15 protein-coding genes are annotated in these 16567 nt (G+C 66.2%); 9 read left to right on the top strand and 6 right to left on the bottom strand.

Features of this window, described 5'->3' with window-relative positions; all coding sequences use genetic code 11:
- Positions 1–25: 25 nt before the first annotated feature.
- A complete protein-coding gene (ndk, locus tag RBB42_RS05090) occupies positions 26–448 on the bottom strand; it encodes a nucleoside-diphosphate kinase (RefSeq protein ID WP_305968432.1) in 423 nt (140 codons plus the stop codon).
- A gap of 182 nt (positions 449–630) precedes the next feature.
- On the opposite strand from ndk, the gene RBB42_RS05095 reads away from it, so the two are divergent.
- The 3 genes from RBB42_RS05095 (at position 631) to RBB42_RS05105 (ending at position 3811) form a co-directional block, all read left to right on the top strand.
- Positions 631–2481 (top strand): ABC-F family ATP-binding cassette domain-containing protein, encoded by a 1851-nt coding sequence (locus tag RBB42_RS05095; RefSeq protein WP_305968433.1) that lies wholly within the window; start codon positions 631–633, stop codon positions 2479–2481.
- A 69-nt stretch (positions 2482–2550) separates the two neighbouring features.
- Positions 2551–3171: a MarC family protein gene (locus RBB42_RS05100; protein WP_305968434.1), complete on the top strand. Its 621-nt coding sequence runs from the start codon at positions 2551–2553 to the stop codon at positions 3169–3171.
- A 58-nt stretch (positions 3172–3229) separates the two neighbouring features.
- Positions 3230–3811 carry a TIGR02281 family clan AA aspartic protease gene (locus tag RBB42_RS05105; RefSeq protein WP_305968435.1) on the top strand — a complete coding sequence of 194 codons (582 nt, stop codon included), beginning with the start codon at positions 3230–3232 and terminating at the stop codon, positions 3809–3811.
- A gap of 7 nt (positions 3812–3818) precedes the next feature.
- On the opposite strand, the gene RBB42_RS05110 is transcribed toward RBB42_RS05105, so the two are convergent.
- The gene (locus RBB42_RS05110; protein ID WP_305968436.1) at positions 3819–4277 is read right to left on the bottom strand and encodes a DNA polymerase III subunit chi; all 459 of its coding nucleotides are present in this window, start codon (positions 4275–4277) and stop codon (positions 3819–3821) included.
- Positions 4278–4405: 128 nt separating this feature from the next.
- Positions 4406–5869 carry a leucyl aminopeptidase gene (locus RBB42_RS05115; RefSeq protein WP_305968437.1) on the bottom strand — a complete coding sequence of 488 codons (1464 nt, stop codon included), beginning with the start codon at positions 5867–5869 and terminating at the stop codon, positions 4406–4408.
- Between the two features lie 99 nt (positions 5870–5968).
- Between RBB42_RS05115 and lptF the strand changes: the two genes are divergently transcribed.
- The 6 genes from lptF (at position 5969) to rsmA (ending at position 13466) form a co-directional block, all read left to right on the top strand.
- Complete coding sequence (gene lptF / locus RBB42_RS05120) at positions 5969–7141, top strand: LPS export ABC transporter permease LptF (RefSeq protein ID WP_371931831.1); 1173 nt, start codon at positions 5969–5971, stop codon at positions 7139–7141.
- Entirely contained in the window at positions 7138–8232 is a 1095-nt protein-coding gene (lptG, locus tag RBB42_RS05125; RefSeq protein WP_305968439.1) for an LPS export ABC transporter permease LptG, read from the top strand. The genes lptF and lptG overlap by 4 nt, the downstream gene beginning before the upstream one ends.
- A complete protein-coding gene (locus RBB42_RS05130; RefSeq protein ID WP_305968440.1) occupies positions 8229–10400 on the top strand; it encodes an LPS-assembly protein LptD in 2172 nt (723 codons plus the stop codon). The genes lptG and RBB42_RS05130 overlap by 4 nt, the downstream gene beginning before the upstream one ends.
- Complete coding sequence (locus RBB42_RS05135; RefSeq protein ID WP_305968441.1) at positions 10388–11608, top strand: SurA N-terminal domain-containing protein; 1221 nt, start codon at positions 10388–10390, stop codon at positions 11606–11608. Before RBB42_RS05130 ends, RBB42_RS05135 begins: the two co-directional genes overlap by 13 nt.
- The gene (gene pdxA, locus RBB42_RS05140; protein ID WP_305968442.1) at positions 11605–12561 is read left to right on the top strand and encodes a 4-hydroxythreonine-4-phosphate dehydrogenase PdxA; all 957 of its coding nucleotides are present in this window, start codon (positions 11605–11607) and stop codon (positions 12559–12561) included. Before RBB42_RS05135 ends, pdxA begins: the two co-directional genes overlap by 4 nt.
- Positions 12562–12623: 62 nt before the next feature.
- A complete protein-coding gene (rsmA, locus tag RBB42_RS05145) occupies positions 12624–13466 on the top strand; it encodes a 16S rRNA (adenine(1518)-N(6)/adenine(1519)-N(6))-dimethyltransferase RsmA (RefSeq protein ID WP_305968443.1) in 843 nt (280 codons plus the stop codon).
- A gap of 21 nt (positions 13467–13487) precedes the next feature.
- On the opposite strand, the gene RBB42_RS05150 is transcribed toward rsmA, so the two are convergent.
- The 3 genes from RBB42_RS05150 to prfA form a co-directional block, all read right to left on the bottom strand.
- Positions 13488–14267 carry a DUF4167 domain-containing protein gene (locus RBB42_RS05150; protein ID WP_305968444.1) on the bottom strand — a complete coding sequence of 260 codons (780 nt, stop codon included), beginning with the start codon at positions 14265–14267 and terminating at the stop codon, positions 13488–13490.
- A gap of 212 nt (positions 14268–14479) precedes the next feature.
- Complete coding sequence (gene prmC / locus RBB42_RS05155) at positions 14480–15328, bottom strand: peptide chain release factor N(5)-glutamine methyltransferase (protein ID WP_305968445.1); 849 nt, start codon at positions 15326–15328, stop codon at positions 14480–14482.
- 4 nt (positions 15329–15332) lie between these two features.
- On the bottom strand, positions 15333–16382 hold the full coding sequence (gene prfA / locus RBB42_RS05160) for a peptide chain release factor 1 (protein ID WP_305968446.1): 1050 nt from the start codon (positions 16380–16382) through the stop codon (positions 15333–15335).
- Between the last annotated feature and the right edge of the window lie 185 nt (positions 16383–16567).

The raw sequence follows: 16567 nt of genomic DNA on the forward strand, positions 1-16567 counted from the left end.
ATCAATTTCAGAACTCGACGACGGCTTAGCCGACCAGTTCGAGACCCGAGAAGAAGAAGGAGATCTCTTCCTTGGCGGTTTCCGGCGCGTCGGAACCGTGGACCGAGTTCTCACCCACGGATTCCGCGAACTCGGCGCGGATGGTGCCCGGTGCGGCATCGGCGGGGTTGGTCGCGCCCATGACTTCGCGGTTCTTCAGGATCGCGCCTTCGCCTTCCAGCACCTGCACGACGACCGGCTCGGAGGCCATGAATTCGCACAGTTCATCGTAGAAGGGACGCTCGGCGTGCACCGCGTAGAACTGGCCGGCCTGCGCCTTGGTCAGCTGGATGCGCTTCTGCGCGATGATGCGCAGGCCCGCATCTTCGAACTTGGCGTTGATCTTGCCGGTCAGGTTGCGCTTGGTGGCGTCGGGTTTGATGATCGAAAGGGTGCGTTCGGTGGCCATGTCTGTCTTCCTCGCGTTTCGGGGCCGGTTCGCCCGGCCGAATTCTGCGCTGGCGCGTAGCACGCCCCCCTCGGCTTGAAAAGCCCTGACATGGATCTGCGGCCAAGGCGGACGGCGGGCTTGCGGATCGCTCGCCACGACGGGCTCTGGCCCCTCCCCGCGGCCTCTGCTACAGCCCCGCCATGCTCAGGATCGACTCCATCGCCTATTCCGTCGAGGGCCGCCCGCTCTTCGAAGACGCCTCCGCCACCATCCCCGAGGGCCACAAGGTCGGCCTCGTCGGTCCCAACGGTGCGGGCAAGACAACGCTCTTTCGCCTGATCCGGGGCGAACTGACGCTGGACAACGGCGAAATCTCATTGCCTTCGCGCGCCCGCATCGGCGGCGTCAGCCAAGAGGTCCCGTCTTCCGAAACCTCGCTGATCGACACGGTGCTGGAGGCCGATACCGAACGCGCCGCCCTGATGGCCGAGGCGGAAACCGCCACCGACGCGCACCGTATCGCCGAGGTCCAGACCCGGCTGGCCGACATCGACGCATGGAGCGCCGAGGCCCGCGCCTCGACCATCCTGCGCGGACTGGGCTTTGACGACGCGCAGCAGAAACAGCCCTGCTCGGCCTTTTCGGGCGGCTGGCGGATGCGCGTGGCCTTGGCGGGCGTTCTTTTCGCCCAGCCCGACCTGCTGCTCCTCGACGAACCGACCAACTATCTCGATCTCGAGGGCGCGCTGTGGCTCGAATCCTACCTCGCGCGATACCCGCACACGGTGATCGTGATTTCCCACGACCGCGGTCTGCTGAACCGCGCAGTGGGGAGCATCCTGCACCTTGAGGACCGCAAGCTGACCTACTACGGCACGCCCTACGACGGCTTCGCCAAGCTGCGTACCGAAAAGCGCGCCCAGGCCGCGGCGATGGCGAAAAAGCAGGACCAGCGCCGCGCCCACCTGCAAAGCTTTGTCGACCGCTTCCGCGCCAAGGCCTCGAAGGCGAAACAGGCCCAGTCCCGTCTCAAGATGATCGAGCGTATGGACATGATCACCGCGCCCGAGGACGCCGCCAAGCGCGTCTTCACCTTTGCCCAACCCGATGAGCTTTCGCCCCCGATCATCAACATCGAGAGCGGCGTGACCGGCTACGACGGCAAGCCGGTGCTCAGCCGCCTGAACCTGCGCATCGACCAGGACGACCGGATCGCGCTCCTGGGCAAGAACGGCCAGGGCAAATCGACCCTGTCGAAACTCCTGTCTGACCGACTGCCCCTGATGGACGGCCGGATGAGTCGCTCGTCCAAGCTGCGCATCGGCTATTTCGCCCAGCATCAGGTGGATGAACTGCATCTGGACGAAACGCCGATCCAGCATTTGCAACGGGAACGCCCGGGCACGCCACCTGCCAAGCTGCGCGCGCAGCTGGCCAGCTTCGGCCTGATGGCCGCACAGGCGGAAACAGAGGTCGGGCGGCTTTCGGGTGGACAAAAGGCCCGCCTGTCACTGCTGCTGGCCACGCTCGACGCGCCGCATCTGCTGATCCTCGACGAACCGACCAACCACCTCGACATCGAAAGCCGCGAGGCGCTGGTCGAGGCGCTGACCGCCTACTCCGGCGCGGTGATCCTGGTCAGCCACGACATGCATCTCTTGTCGATGGTGGCCGACCGGCTGTGGCTGGTGGGCGATGGCACGGTCAAACCCTACGAGGACGATCTCGACGCCTATCGCGCCATGCTCTTGTCGCGCGATGCGCCGCCGAAACCGGCCAAGCCCGTCGAAAAGCCAAAGCGCCCCTCGCGCGACCAGATCCTCGACCTGCGCGCCGAGGTGCGCAAATGCGAGGACCGGGTCGGCAAGCTTGAGGAAATGCGCGAGAAGCTTGCGAAAAAGCTGGCCGATCCCGCGCTCTACGAGGACAGCCGCCTGGGTGAGCTTGAGACCTGGAACAAGAAATACGCCGAGGTCATGGATGGGCTGCACAAGGCCGAGGGGCTCTGGGAAAAGGCGGTCGAAAAGCTGGACACGGCGGAAAGCGCCTAGTCCGGCATCCTGGCCCGGGCGCCGCCGCAAAGCTGGACAAGCGCCCCGCAAGCGACTAGCCCGAACCTCATGGACACCGCCTTTCTCATCAGCGCCTTTGTCACGGTCTTCGTGATCATCGACCCGATCGGGCTGACGCCGATGTTCATCGCGCTGACGCAGGGCACGGATGCGCGGCACCGGCGCGCGGTGGCCTATCGGGCCTGCATCATCGCCTTTGGCCTGCTGACGCTTTTTGCCTTCTTCGGAGAGGCAGTGCTGGGCTTCATCGGGATCTCCATGCCCGCCTTCCGCATCGCGGGCGGCATCCTGCTGTTCATCACCGCGCTGGACATGCTGTTCGAACGCCGCACCAAGCGGCGCGAGGACAAGGCCGACGAGGAAGACTTCCCCGACCCTTCGGTCTTCCCCCTCGCCATTCCGCTGATCGCCGGACCGGGGGCCATTGCCTCGATGATCCTGCTGGCGGGCGCGGCAGAGGATGCGCTGGCGATGGCCGGTGTGCTGGGTGTCATGGCCGCGGTTCTGCTGCTGGTGCTGCTGCTGTTCCTGACCGCCGGCGTGATCGAGCGTGCGCTTGGCCGCATCGGGATCAACGTGGTCACCCGCCTCCTGGGGATGCTGCTGGCCGCGCTGTCCGTGCAATTCGTGCTGGACGGGTTGCGCAATTTCGGGCTCGCCCCGGTCTGACCCTGTACCTCGGGCGCGGAATGCCTATCTTTTCAGATAGACCAACCGGAGGCCAGCCATGACGGGCGACCAGATCGGAAATCTCATCTACCTCGTCTTGCTGGGCAGCGTGATCGCGGGCTGGTTTTTTGTGCAGAACCGGAGCACCCTGAACAAGTCGTTGCAATACTTGGCCGCCTGGGCGCTGATCTTTGTCGGCTTTGTCGCGATCTATGGCCTCTGGCAGGACATTCGCCAGACCGTACAGCCGCAACAGATGGTCACCGCCAGCGAGGGGCGGATCGAACTGCCCCGCGCGCCCGACGGGCATTATTACGTCAACCTCCAAGTCAACGGCGCTCCGGTGCGCTTTGTCGTCGATACCGGCGCCACCTCGATGGTGCTGACGCGCGACGCGGCCCGGCGCGCGGGTATCGACGACCAGAATCTGCATTTCCTGACCGAGGCCATGACCGCAAACGGCGTGGTCCGCACCGCGCGCGTGACACTGGACGAGGTTTCCATCGGCCCCTTCACCGACACGCGTGTGCCTGCCTATGTGAACGGCGGCGAAATGCAGAACTCGCTCTTGGGGATGAGCTATCTCGACCGGTTCGCCAGCCTGCAGATCACCGGCGGCAAGCTGGTCCTGCAGAGATAGGCAGAGATCAACTCTCGGCCTTCTTCTCCCAGCGGCCCGATTCCTCGGACCAGTATTGCGCCTTGCAGCCCGCGCCCGTCAGGCCGCGCCACTGATCACGGGCGCGTTGCAGCGCGGCCCCGTCGTGGCCATCGAACAGGACACAGACCCTGTCCAGGGCAGAGACCTCCTCAGGCGTCACCTCGGCGCCGTCGATGCACATCAGGCACCCCGGGTCATTTGGCGACTTCGCCTCCAGCGTCAAAAGCACCGGCTGGTCCGCGTCATGCGGGCCACCCGCAAGCCCATGCGGCAGGAACCCCTCTTCCGGCCCAAGCCAGAGTTTCTGGTCCAGCCAGTCCATCCGCTGCGCCTGCGTGCCGCGTACCGAAACACGCCAGCCGCGCGCCAGGGATTTCTCCAGCAGGTCCGGCAGAACCGCCTCCAGCGGGCGGCGGGTCAGGTGATAGAAATACGCCTCTCCCATGCGGGTGCTCCGGGTTGCCGACCGGGGGATGGGGGAACTGCCCCCTCTGCCCAAGGCAGACTCCCCCGAGATATGTGCCAAACAAAGGAAACCGCGCGCCCGTCCCAGTGGACCGGCGCGCGCCCTTGTCAGCTCTCGAAACGGTCGCGCACCAGGCGATCCAGCGCCATCACGCCCCAGCCGGTCGCCCCCTTGGGCGACAGTTCTGTGTCCTTGCTGACCTGCGCCACGCCCGCGATGTCAAGGTGGATCCAGGGGGTGCCCTCCTGGACGAAGCGCTGCAGGAACTGTGCCGCGGTGATCGCGCCCGCCGGGCGGCCACCGACGTTCTTGATGTCGGCCTTCTGGCTTTTCAGCTGATCGTCATAGGCCTGCCCCAACGGCAGGCGCCAGGCACCCTCGCCCTCGGCCCCGGCCGCCTTCAGGAAATCCGCCGCCAGACCGTCGTCGTTGGAAAAGACGCCCGCGTTCTCATGACCCAGAGCGACGATGCAGGCCCCGGTCAGCGTGGCCAGGTCGATCATTGCAGCCGGTTTCTCGGTTTCCTGCGCGTGCCACATCACGTCGGCCAGCACCAGACGGCCTTCGGCATCCGTATTGATGACCTCGATGGTGTCGCCCTTCATCGAGGTGACGATGTCGCCGGGCCGCTGTGCGCGGTCGGACGGCATGTTCTCGACCAGGCCGACCATGCCCACCACATGCGCCTTGGCCTTGCGCAGGGCCAAGGCCTTCATCACGCCCGAGACCGTGCCCGCGCCGCCCATGTCCATCGTCATGCTTTCCATGCCGGCGGCGGGCTTGAGGCTGATGCCGCCGGTGTCAAAGACCACGCCCTTGCCGATCAAGGCCAGCGGCGCGCCCTCGGCACCCTTCCAGCGCATGGTCACGACCTTGGACGGCATGGCAGATCCCATGCCCACGCCCAGCAATGCGCCCATGCCCAGCTTTTCAAGCTGGTCTTCCTCCAGCACCTCGACCTCCAGCCCGATCTCGCGCAGTGCCTCGAGCCGGGCGGCGAATTCGACCGTGGTCAGTACGTTGGCCGGTTCCGAGACAAGGTCACGGGTGAATGCAACACCCTCGGCCACGGCGCGGGCGGCAACGTGGGCGGCCTCGGCCTCGTCGGGGGCCTTGACCATCATCACCGCAGCGGCGGGCGCCTCGGCGGGATCGGACTTGCGCGCGGTGAAGTCATAGCCGCGCAGGGCCAGGCCCAGGGCGATTTCCTCGGGCAGGCGCGTCGCCTCGACCAGCGCGGTCAGTGCCGACTTGCCCGCTGCCCTGGCCATTGTGGCCCCGGCCTTGCGGGCCTCGGCCAACGAGGGGCGGCGGGCCAGCTTGACGATCTCGACACCTTCGGCGGACAGACCCGCGGGCCAGGCCAGGCTCAGCGCCTCGCCGGCAGAGAGCTTGCCCCAGGCCTCGCTTTCGACCGCGCGCCCCAAGGCCCCCTTGGTCAGGCGGTTCAGACGCCGCGCGCCGGGGCTGAGCGTGCCCTCGGGCGTGACGAGGACGGCAAGGCGGCCCTCCGTCTGCTCGAGCCCGTCCAGGGCAACCTCGGCAAAGCTGATCGCGCGCAGATCGGTCATGGGTCATTTTCTCCTGAGCTGAGTTCCGCCCACGAGAGGTAACGCCGCCCGCACCGGTTGACCAGAGCCACCTTTCCCAATTCCGCGGGATGGGGTAGCGTGCCGCCACTGGACAGGTCTGGGGGGACCAAGCCTTTGCAGAGATTCGACAGATACGTCCTGTCGCAACTGATGGTGGTGTTTGGCTTTTTCGCCCTAGTCCTTGTGGCTGTGTATTGGGTGAACAGGGCCGTTGCGGTCTTTGACCGCCTGGTTTCCGACGGCCATTCGGTGGGCGTGGTGATGGAATTCACCGCCCTGTCGCTGCCGGCGGTGATCGCCCAGGTTTTGCCGATGGCCAGTTTCGCGGGTGCGGTCTATGTCACCAACCGTCTGAGCTCCGACAGCGAGCTGACGGTTGTGCAGGCAACCGGTTACTCCCCCTGGCGGCTGGCGCGGCCGGTGCTGATCTTCGGGATCATCGTGGCGCTGATGATGTCGGTGCTGACGCATCTTCTGGTGCCGAAATCTCTGGAACAGCTGCGCATCCGCGAAAAGGCACTGTCGGGATCGGTCAGCGCCCAGCTCTTGCGCGACGGGGTCTTTCTGCACCCTGTGGACGGCGTGACCTTTTACATCCGCGACATCACCGAACAGGGCGAATTGCGCGACGTCGTCCTGTCCGACCGTCGCACGCCCGGGCGCGACGTGACCTATACCTCGGAACAAGCCTATCTCATCAACGACGACGAAGGGCCCAAGCTGGTGATGCTGTCCGGCATGGCGCAGACAATGGATCTCGAGGACCGCCGCCTCTCGACAACGAATTTCAATGACCTCGTTTATGACGTCTCGGAACTTGTCATCGCCGGACGACCGAACAGCCGGCGCCTGAACTACATGCCCACATGGGAGCTGATCACCCAACCCGTCGCCGCCGCAGAAGAGGCGCACGACACGCCCGGCGAGGCGGTCGAGGAAGGCCACCTGCGGTTTCAGCTGGCCCTGCTGGTGATGGTGGCCCCCCTGATCGGCTACGCCGCATTGATGGTGGGCGGCTTCTCGCGTTTTGGCGTGACCTGGCAGATCGTCTTTGCCATCGGCCTCCTGGTGCTGGTCAAGCTGGTCGAGAGCCTGGTGACGGACCCGGTGCGCGCCGATCACACGATGTGGCCGCTGGTTTACCTGCCCAGTCTCATCGGGCTCGCCGTGGTCTGGGTCCTGCTCTGGCAGGCGTCGCGGACCTATCGGCCAAGGCGCAGGCGCCGGCCCGTGCAGGAGGCCACGGCATGACGCTGCATTTCTACTTTGCCCGCCGCTATCTGTGGATGTTCCTGTCGGTCTTCGGGATCTTTGCCCTCTTCCAGGGCCTGCTGGACCTGATCGAGGAAATGCGCCGTTTCGACGACAGCGTCAGCTTTGGCCAGGTGGCACAGGTGACGCTGATGAAACTGCCCAGCGGCATCTATGAAATCGTGCCTCTGGTGATGATCCTCTCGACCGTTGCGCTGTTCATAGGGCTTGCGCGCTCCTCGGAGCTGGTGGTTACCCGGGCAAGTGGACGGTCCGGCGTGACCGCCTTGATGGCGCCGGTTGTGATGGCCCTGCTGATCGGCGGGCTGGTGGTCGGGCTGCTGAACCCGATCGTTTCGGCCACCTCGAAACGCTATACGGAACTGCGCGAGACCTACGAAAGCGGCAGCGCCTCTGCCCTGTCCATAGGACCCGAGGGGCTGTGGCTGCGCCAGGGCGGCGACGAAGGCCAGGCCGTGATCCATGCCGCCCGCGCCAACGCAGAGGCGACCAGCCTGTTCGAGGTCTCGATCGTCGTCTATGCCCCGGGTGGCGGTCCGGCGACCCGGATCCTGGCCGATCGCGCGCACCTCTCGGATGGCTACTGGGTTCTGAACGATGCCAAGGCCTGGCCGCTGACCGCCGGCTTGAACCCCGAATCCGGCGCCAAGCTGCACGACGAGTTGCGCCTGCCGTCGACACTGACGCAGGACAGCATCCGCGATCGGTTCGGCAAACCCTCTGCGGTGGCAATCTGGGATCTGCCCACCTTTATCCAGGGCCTTGAATCCTCTGGGTTTTCGGCCCGCCGTTACATCGTCTGGATGCACATGGAACTGTCGCGCCCGCTGTTCCTGGTCGCGATGACCCTGATCGGCGCGGCCTTTACCATGCGGCCCACGCGCCTCGGACGGACGGGAATTGCGATCCTCTCGGCGGTCCTGCTTGGATTCGGTCTTTATTATGTGCGAAGTTTCGCCCAGATCATGGGGGAAAACGGTCAACTGGCACCACTTGTTGCTGCCTGGGTGCCACCGGTTGCATCCGTTCTCCTTGCAATGGGGTTGGTCTTGCATATGGAGGACGGATGACACGCGCGCTGACATGCCTGGCCCGTCTCCTTGCGGCCGTTGCCTTTCTGAGCCTGCCCGCCTGGGCCCAGGACAGTGCCGAAGACACGGCCGACCCGGCGATGCTGGTGGCGGACGCGGTCTATGTCGAGGCCGACAATCGTCTTGTGGCCACCGGCAATGTCGAGGCCTTTCACGACGGGCTGCGGCTGACGGCAGAGCGCATCGTCTACGATCAGGCCAGCGACCAGCTCATGATCGACGGGCCGATCCGGATCATCGACGCCGACGGCAATATCATCACCGCCACCTATGCCGAAATGGACCAGGGCTTTCGCAACGGCTTGCTGGCCGGGGCGCGCATGGTGCTGGACCAGCAGTTGCAACTGGCCTCCGTCGAGGCGCGCAGGGTCGACGGCCGTTTCACCCAGCTGAGCCGCGTCGCCGTCACCTCGTGCCAGGTCTGCGGCAGCAACCGCGTGCCGCTGTGGCAGATCCGCGCCTCGCGGGTGGTGCACGACCAGCTGGAACGGCAGATGTACTTTGACGACGCTCAGCTGCGCGTACTGGACGTGCCGGTGTTCTACTTTCCGAGGCTGCGCCTGCCCGACCCGACGCTGGAACGTGCCCGCGGCTTCCTGATCCCGACGATCCACAGCAGCACTTTGCTGGGGTTCGGCGTAAAGACCCCCTATTTCATCCCGATCGGGCGCCACCAGGATCTGACGCTGACGCCCTACCTGTCCTCCAAGACGCGGACGCTGGAATTCCGTTATCGGCGGGCCTATCGCAGCGGACGGCTGACGCTTCTAGGGGGGCTGACGTCGGACACGCTGATGGCTGACAGCCTCCGGGGATATCTCTTTGCCAGCGGCGATTTTGACCTTCCAAGAGATTACAAGCTGTCCTTCAACCTCAAGTCGATTTCGGACGAGTCCTATCTCTATGACTACGACATCAGCGACGCGGACAGGCTGGCCAGCGATGTTTCACTGGACCGGATCAAGGCCCACAGCATCATGACCGCGAGTGTTCTGAACTACCAGACGCTGCGCGACTTCGAGAGTAATTCGACCCAGCCGCGCTTTATCGCCGACTACCGGTTGGAACGTCGTTTCTTTCCCGGTCTCGTCGGCGGAGAGCTGCGCCTGGCCGCGGAAACCCACGGCCACCTGCGCCAGTCCAAGAACGATACCGACGGCCCCGATGACGATGACGAAATCGATGGCCGCGACGTGATGCGCATCAATGCCGAGATGAGCTGGCGCAACCGATGGACGTTGCCCGGCGGCATCCGCGCCGGCCTGTCGACGCATCTCTGGGTGGATCGCTACCTGACCGAGCAGGACGTGACCTCGGATGCCGTGGTCAGCCGGGCCATCCCCGGCGTCGCCGCGGAATTCCGCTATCCGTTGCAGCGCCAGGGCGCGGGCGGTGGGCGCACCCTCCTGGAACCCGTCCTGCAATTCGGCTGGGTTGGCGGCGAACGGCTGCGCAATCCCAACGACGAAAGCACCCGGGTCGAGTTCGACGAGGCCAACCTGCTGTCCCTGTCCCGCTATCCCGCCAGTGACCGGCGCGAACACGGTGCGACACTGGCCGCCGGGATGCGCTGGCTGCACCAGGCGCCGGACGGATGGTCCGCCGCTCTGACCTTTGGCAAGATCTGGCGAGAAACCGCCGATACGGATTTCTCGCGTTCCTCCGGGCTGAGCGGCACGTCGTCCGATCTGCTGATCGCCGGGCGGTTTTCCAATCCCTTGGGGCTGACGCTCTCGGCGCGCGGTCTGCTGGACCATGACGGCGGCTTTTCCAAGGCCGAGGCACGCGCAGGTTGGTCGAACACCCGCATGGACCTGGGCGCCTCCTATCTTCTGCTGGTCACGGATCCGGACGAGGACCGCGACCAGACACAGTCGGAATGGACCTTCGACGGCCGGTACCAGCTGAACCGGCACTGGGCGACCTCCAGCGAGGCCCGCTACGATCTGGCGGACCAGCGGGTTGACCGGGTCGGGCTTGGGCTGCAATACCGCAACGAATGCATTCAGGTGGACTTCCAGGTGACGCGGGACTACGCCTCTTCCTCCATTGTCGACCCGTCCACCGATTTCGATCTGACCATCGCGCTGACAGGGTTCGGCGCCGGCAACAGTGGCAAGGAGTACCGCCGCACATGTTCGTTCTGACCCGTCTGTTCGCACCGTTTCTTGCGTTGGCGATTGCCACGGCGCCGGCCCCGCTTGCCGCGCAAAACCTCTTTGCCCCGGCGATCCAGGTAAACGACAGCATCATCACCAATTACGAACTGCAGCAGCGCCGGCGCATGCTGCAGGTCCTGAGCGCCCCCGGCGACCTGACCCAGCTGGCGCGCGAGCAGCTTGTCGACGACCGGCTGCGCCTGCAGGCGGCCAGCGACAACGGCATTCGTCCGACCGACCAGGAAGTCCTGGATGGGATGGCGGAATTCGCCCGCCGTGCCGACATGAGCCGCGAACAGTTCGTCGCCGCGCTGGCCGCCGAGGGTGTGGCCGAACAGACCTTCCGCGACTTCGTGCAAGCCGGCCTGAGCTGGCGTCAGCTGGTGCAGGCGCGGTTCGGTGCCCGTGCCACCGTATCAGAGGACGAGATCGACCGCGCCCTGTCGCAGCAAGGCACCGGCAGCACCGTGCGCGTGCTGCTGTCCGAGATCATCATGCCGGTCCGCCCCGGCGAGGAAGACGTGGTGCGCGCCCGTGCCGAGCGGATTGCCCGGATCAAGAGCTTTGGCGCCTTTGCCGCCGAGGCGCGCCAGTATTCCGCCACCGCCACCCGCCAGGACGGTGGCCGCCTGCCCTGGCGTGACCTCTCCGACCTGCCGCCGCCGCTGCAACCGCTGCTGCTCGGCCTCGCCCCGGGCGAAGTGACCGACCCGATCCCGCTGGACGGCGCCATCGCGCTGTTCCAGATGCGTGACGTTCAGGAAACCGGCTATACCCCGTCCAAGGTCAGCGCCGTGGAATATGCCGCCTACTACATGCCCGGCGGGAGGTCAGCCGAGACGCTTGCCAAGGCGCGCGAGATCATTGGCCGGGTCGACCGCTGCGACGATCTGTACGGTGTCGCCAAGGGCCAGCCGCCCGAGGTTCTGGAGCGCGGCACTTTGCCGGTCGAGGACTTGCCGACCGACATCGCACTCGAACTGTCCAAGCTGGATCCGGGCGAAGTGTCCACCGCGTTGACCCGTTCGGGCGGCCAGACGCTGGTCTTCCTGATGCTCTGCGGGCGCTCTGCCGAAATCCAGGAAGACGTGGACCGCTCGCAGATCACGCTGGGCCTGCGCAACCAGCGACTGGCCAAGCTGGCCGACGGCTACCTGTCGCAGCTGCGCGCCGACGCCCTCATCGTCGAGAAATGAGCCGTCCCGTCGCGCTGAGCTGTGGCGAGCCGGCGGGCATTGGTCCGGAACTGGCCGAAGCGGCCTGGGAGGCCCTGGGCAGCGATCTTGCGTTTTTCTGGATCGGCGACCCTGCCCACCTGCCGGGAAAGGTGCCCCATGTGGTGTTGCAGGATCCCGCCGAAGCGGTGACACGCTGCGCCGAGGGCCTGCCGGTCTGGCCGATCGAGATGCCCGGCCCCCGGGTGCCGGGCACGCCGCAGGCCGCTCATGCCACCGGGGTGATCCGGTCCATCGAGGAAGGCGTGCAGCTGGTACAGTCCGGCGCGGCCTCTGCGCTTTGCACGCTGCCCATCCACAAGCAGGCCCTGGCAGAGGGCGCCGGATTTGCCTTTCCCGGCCATACAGAGTTCCTGGCCCATCTGGCGGGCGCCGACGAGGTGGTGATGATGCTGGCCTCTGACCGGCTGCGCGTGGTGCCGGTGACGATCCATATTGCCATCGCCAATGTACCCTCTGCCCTGACGCCCGAACTGCTGGAACGCCGCATCCGCATCACTCACGAGTCCCTTGTCACGCAGTTCGGCATCGCCGCGCCGCGGCTGGCCGTGGCCGGTCTGAACCCCCACGCCGGCGAAGGCGGGCGCATGGGCAAGGAGGACGCCGGACTGATCGCCCCGGTGCTGGACCGGCTGCGCGCTGAGGGCATGGACCTGCGCGGCCCGCTGCCCGGCGACACGATGTTCCACGACCGCGCCCGCGCGGGCTATGACGCCGCGATCTGCATGTACCACGACCAGGCGCTGATCCCGATCAAGACACTGGATTTCGACGAGGGCGTGAATGTTACCCTGGGGCTGCCCTTCGTGCGCACCTCGCCGGATCATGGCACCGCCTTCGACATCGCGGGCAAGGGGCTGGCCAACCCGTCCTCGACGCTGGCGGCGCTGCGCATGGCGGCACGGCTGGCATGAAGAGGGCTTTGCCCTAGGCCTATGGCCTTCACCCCCAGAGGTATTTGAACAAAGAAGACGCCATGAGCCGCATCGACGACCTTCCCCCCTTGCGCGAGGTGATCGCGCAGCACCAGCTTTCGGCGCGCAAATCGCTGGGGCAGAACTTTCTGTTGGACCTGAACCTGACGGCGCGGATCGCCCGGGTTGCGGGCGACCTGAGCGAAACCGACGTTCTGGAGGTTGGCCCCGGCCCCGGCGGGTTGACCCGCGGGCTGCTGGCCGAGGGCGCGCGCAAGGTGCTGGCGGTGGAAAAGGACGCGCGCTGTCTGCCCGTTCTGGAAGAGATCGCCGCGGCCTATCCCGACCGATTGGAGGTGATCGAGGGCGACGCGCTGGAGATCGACCCCGCAACGCATCTGGCCGCGCCCTACGCGATTTGCGCCAACCTGCCCTACAACGTCGGTACGGAACTCCTGGTGCGCTGGCTGACCCCCCGTGACTGGCCGCCGGCCTGGAAATCGCTGACGCTGATGTTCCAGAAGGAAGTCGCCGAACGCATCGTGGCAGAACCCGGGTCCAAGGCCTATGGCCGTCTGGCCCTGCTGGCGCAATGGCGTTGTGATGCGCGCATCGCACTGACGTTGCCGCCGGGGGCCTTTACGCCACCGCCCAAGGTCAGCTCTGCCGTGGTGCATCTGACCGCCCTGCCCGCGCCGCGATACGAAGCGGATGCAAAAGTCCTGGAACGGGTGGTGGCGGCGGCTTTCAACCAGCGGCGCAAGATGCTGCGCGCGGCCCTGAAAGGTCTGTCACCGCAGATCGAGGATCACCTGGCCGCGGCCGGGATCCCGCCCACGGAACGCGCCGAGCGCGTTCCGCTGGAGGCCTTCTGCGCACTGGCCCGCAGCCTCGCCGCGGACTGAGCGCCCCCCCCGGCGCCGATCTTATTCGGCGGCGTCCGGGGTCGAGCTGTCGCCTTCTGCCGGGGTGCTTGCGGCGGGCGCCTCTTCGGCCTCTGCGGCCTTCGGCTCGGGCTTTTTGCGGGGTTTGCGCGGGGCGCGCGGTTTCTTGGGCTTTTCCTCTGCCTTGGCCGGGGCCTCGGCAGCGGGAGCGGCCTCTTCCGGCGCCTTTTCGGCATCGGCTTCCTTGACGGTCTCCTTCGCCGCAGCCTTCACCTCGGGCTGAGCCTCGGCGCGCGACTCGGGGGTGTCGACCAGGCCCGGCCCGTCATCCTCGGCCCCGAAATCGACCACGTCAGCGCCCATCGCGGCGGTTTCGGGCTGTTGCCGGGGGGGGCGTTCCTTGCGGGCGGGCTTGTCGGCCTTTTCAGGCTTGTCCGCGCGCTCGGGCTTGTCTGCCTTCTCGGGGCGGTCGCTCTTTTCGGCCTCGCCCCCGTCGCGCTGCTGGCGATCCCGGTCGCGTTGCGCCTGGCGTTCGCGGTTTTCCCGTTCCTGCTGTTCGCGGCGCTGTTCCTGTTCGCGCTGCGCCTCTCCCAACATCCGAAGGTAATGTTCCGCGTGCTGCTGAAAGTTCTCGGTGGCCACGCGGTCGTTGCCAAGCGCGGCGTCACGGGCCAATTGATTGTACTTGTCTATGATCTGCTGCGGCGTACCGCGCACCTTGCCCTCGGGGCCGTTGCTGTCGAACACACGGTTGACGACGTTGCCCAGCGAGTTGCGGTTGCGGTTGTTCTTGTTCCGCGAGCGGGATTTGGAAGAACGCATGTTGTCTGGTTTCCAGCCTTATTTCGACGGCTTGGTGACAGGGTACGGCGCTTCCTGCGCCAATCCGGTAGGGTCACCTTCATGTTGGCTTGTCGTTGATCGGGATTGGCGGAAGGCCATTCGACTGATCAACTGTACATGAATATGCATATGGCCCGCGCAGAGACAAGTCAAAATGCCGAAAAACCGTCATATCAGGCAGGAAAATGTCCTTATGCCGGGCTGCGTGTCCCCAGCACCACCCTGTCGCGCCCCGCAAGGTCCGGGATCACCCGCACGCCGCGCAGACCGGCCTGCGTGAACAGTTTGGACACGGCCATGCCCTGGGCCGCGCCGATTTCCACGATCAACCGCCCGCCGGGGGCCAGCACGCCGTTCAATCCCGCCAGGATGGCGCGATAGGCGCTCAGCCCGTCGCCCTCGTCGGTCAGGGCCAGGCGCGGCTCGTGTTCGCGCACCTCGGGGGCGAGAAAGGGCATCTCGTTGACCGCGATATAGGGCGGGTTCGACACCACCAGGTCGAACTCGCCGTCTTCTGGTGTCAGCGGTTCGTACCAGCTGCCTTCGCGCAGATCCGCCCGCGCCTCCAGCCCCAGCGCATTGCGGTTCCAGAAGGCCACGTTCAGCGCCGCCGGGCTGAGATCCGTGCCCAGGCCCACCGCGCCTTCGCGTTCGTTCAGCAGCGTCAGCAGGATGCAGCCGGATCCGGTGCCAAGGTCCAGAACCGTGGCGAAAGGTTCGGTCAGGGCCACCTCGATCAGGGTTTCCGTCTCGGGCCGCGGGTCCAGCGCCTCGGGCGTGACCAGGAAATCGCGTCCGTAGAAGGCGCGGCGCCCGACCAGATGGCTGACCGGCACACGGTCGGCGCGGCGCTCGACCAGGGTCAGGAACACCGCCTCCAGTTCCGGTTCGACCGGTTCGGGCAGGAACAGCGTCAGCCGCCCCGGCGGCACCTTGAGCACATGCGCCATCAGCCGCCGGGCGTCGCGGCCCGGGTCGGGCACCTCTGCCGCAACCAGTCGCGCCGTGGCGCGTGCCAGAAGATCGGACCCGCGCGCCATCGCCTCAGGCCTCCATCTCGGCCAGTTGCGCGGCCTGGGCATGGGCGGTCAGCGCATCGACGATCTCATCGAGATCACCTGCCATCACCTGTTCGAGCCGATAAAGCGTCAGGCCGATGCGGTGATCGGTCAGACGGCCCTGCGGGAAATTGTAGGTGCGGATGCGTTCACTGCGGTCGCCCGATCCTACCTGCGCCTTGCGGTCGGCAGAGCGTTCCGCGTCGGCTTGCTGGCGCTGCTGGTCGAACAGCCGCGCGCGCAGCACCTGCATCGCGATCTCGCGGTTGCGGTGCTGGCTTTTCTCGGAACTCGTGACCACGATCCCGGTCGGAATATGGGTGATGCGCACCGCCGAATCCGTGGTGTTGACGTGTTGGCCGCCCGCGCCCGACGACCGCATGGTGTCGATCCGCAGGTCGTTCGGATCGATCCGGATGTCGACCTCTTCGGCCTCTGGCAGCACCGCAACAGTGGCCGCAGAGGTGTGGATGCGGCCACCGGATTCCGTTTCCGGCACGCGCTGAACGCGGTGCACGCCGCTTTCGTATTTCAGCCGGGCAAAGACACCCTCTCCCGCGATCCGCACCACGAGTTCGCGCACGCCGCCCAGTTCCGAGAGCTGTTCCTCGACCACCTCCCAGCGCCAGCCCTTGGCCTCGGCATAGCGCTGGTACATGCGGGCCAGGTCGCCCGCAAACAGCGCCGCCTCATCGCCGCCGGTGCCCGGGCGAATCTCCAGCATGGCAGGTCGCGCATCGGCCGCATCGCGCGGCAAGAGCGCCAGCTGCACCGCGTGCTCTGCCTCGGGCAGGCGCGCGCGCAGCTCCGGCAGTTCTTCTTCGGCCAGGGCCTTCATCTCGGGGTCGTCCAGCAGCGCCTCGGCCTCGGCGATCTCGGCCACCAGCCGCTCCCACTCGGCGATCTGGCCCACCACGGGGCGCAGTTCGGCATATTCCCGGCCCAGCGCGGCAATATCGCCTTCGCCCGCCGACATGCGGGCCTCGACGTATTCCAGCCGTTCCTTGATCTGTTGGAGTCTCTCTGTCGGGATCATCCGGGATGCATTGCCCATCCCGCGAGGGCCGTCAAGACGCCCTGAACACCCACCCGCAGGGCCGGTTCGCCAACGTCCCCCTTCACATATGCCGAAATGAGGCGAAGGGGACCGGTCCGCAAAGGGTCCAAATCCTCGGCTGGCTTATGCGGGACGGTGGGCGGGGCGACGTTCCGGCAACGCCG

The organism is Mameliella sp. MMSF_3455, from assembly GCF_030733205.1.
Classification (GTDB): Bacteria; Pseudomonadota; Alphaproteobacteria; order Rhodobacterales; family Rhodobacteraceae; genus Antarctobacter.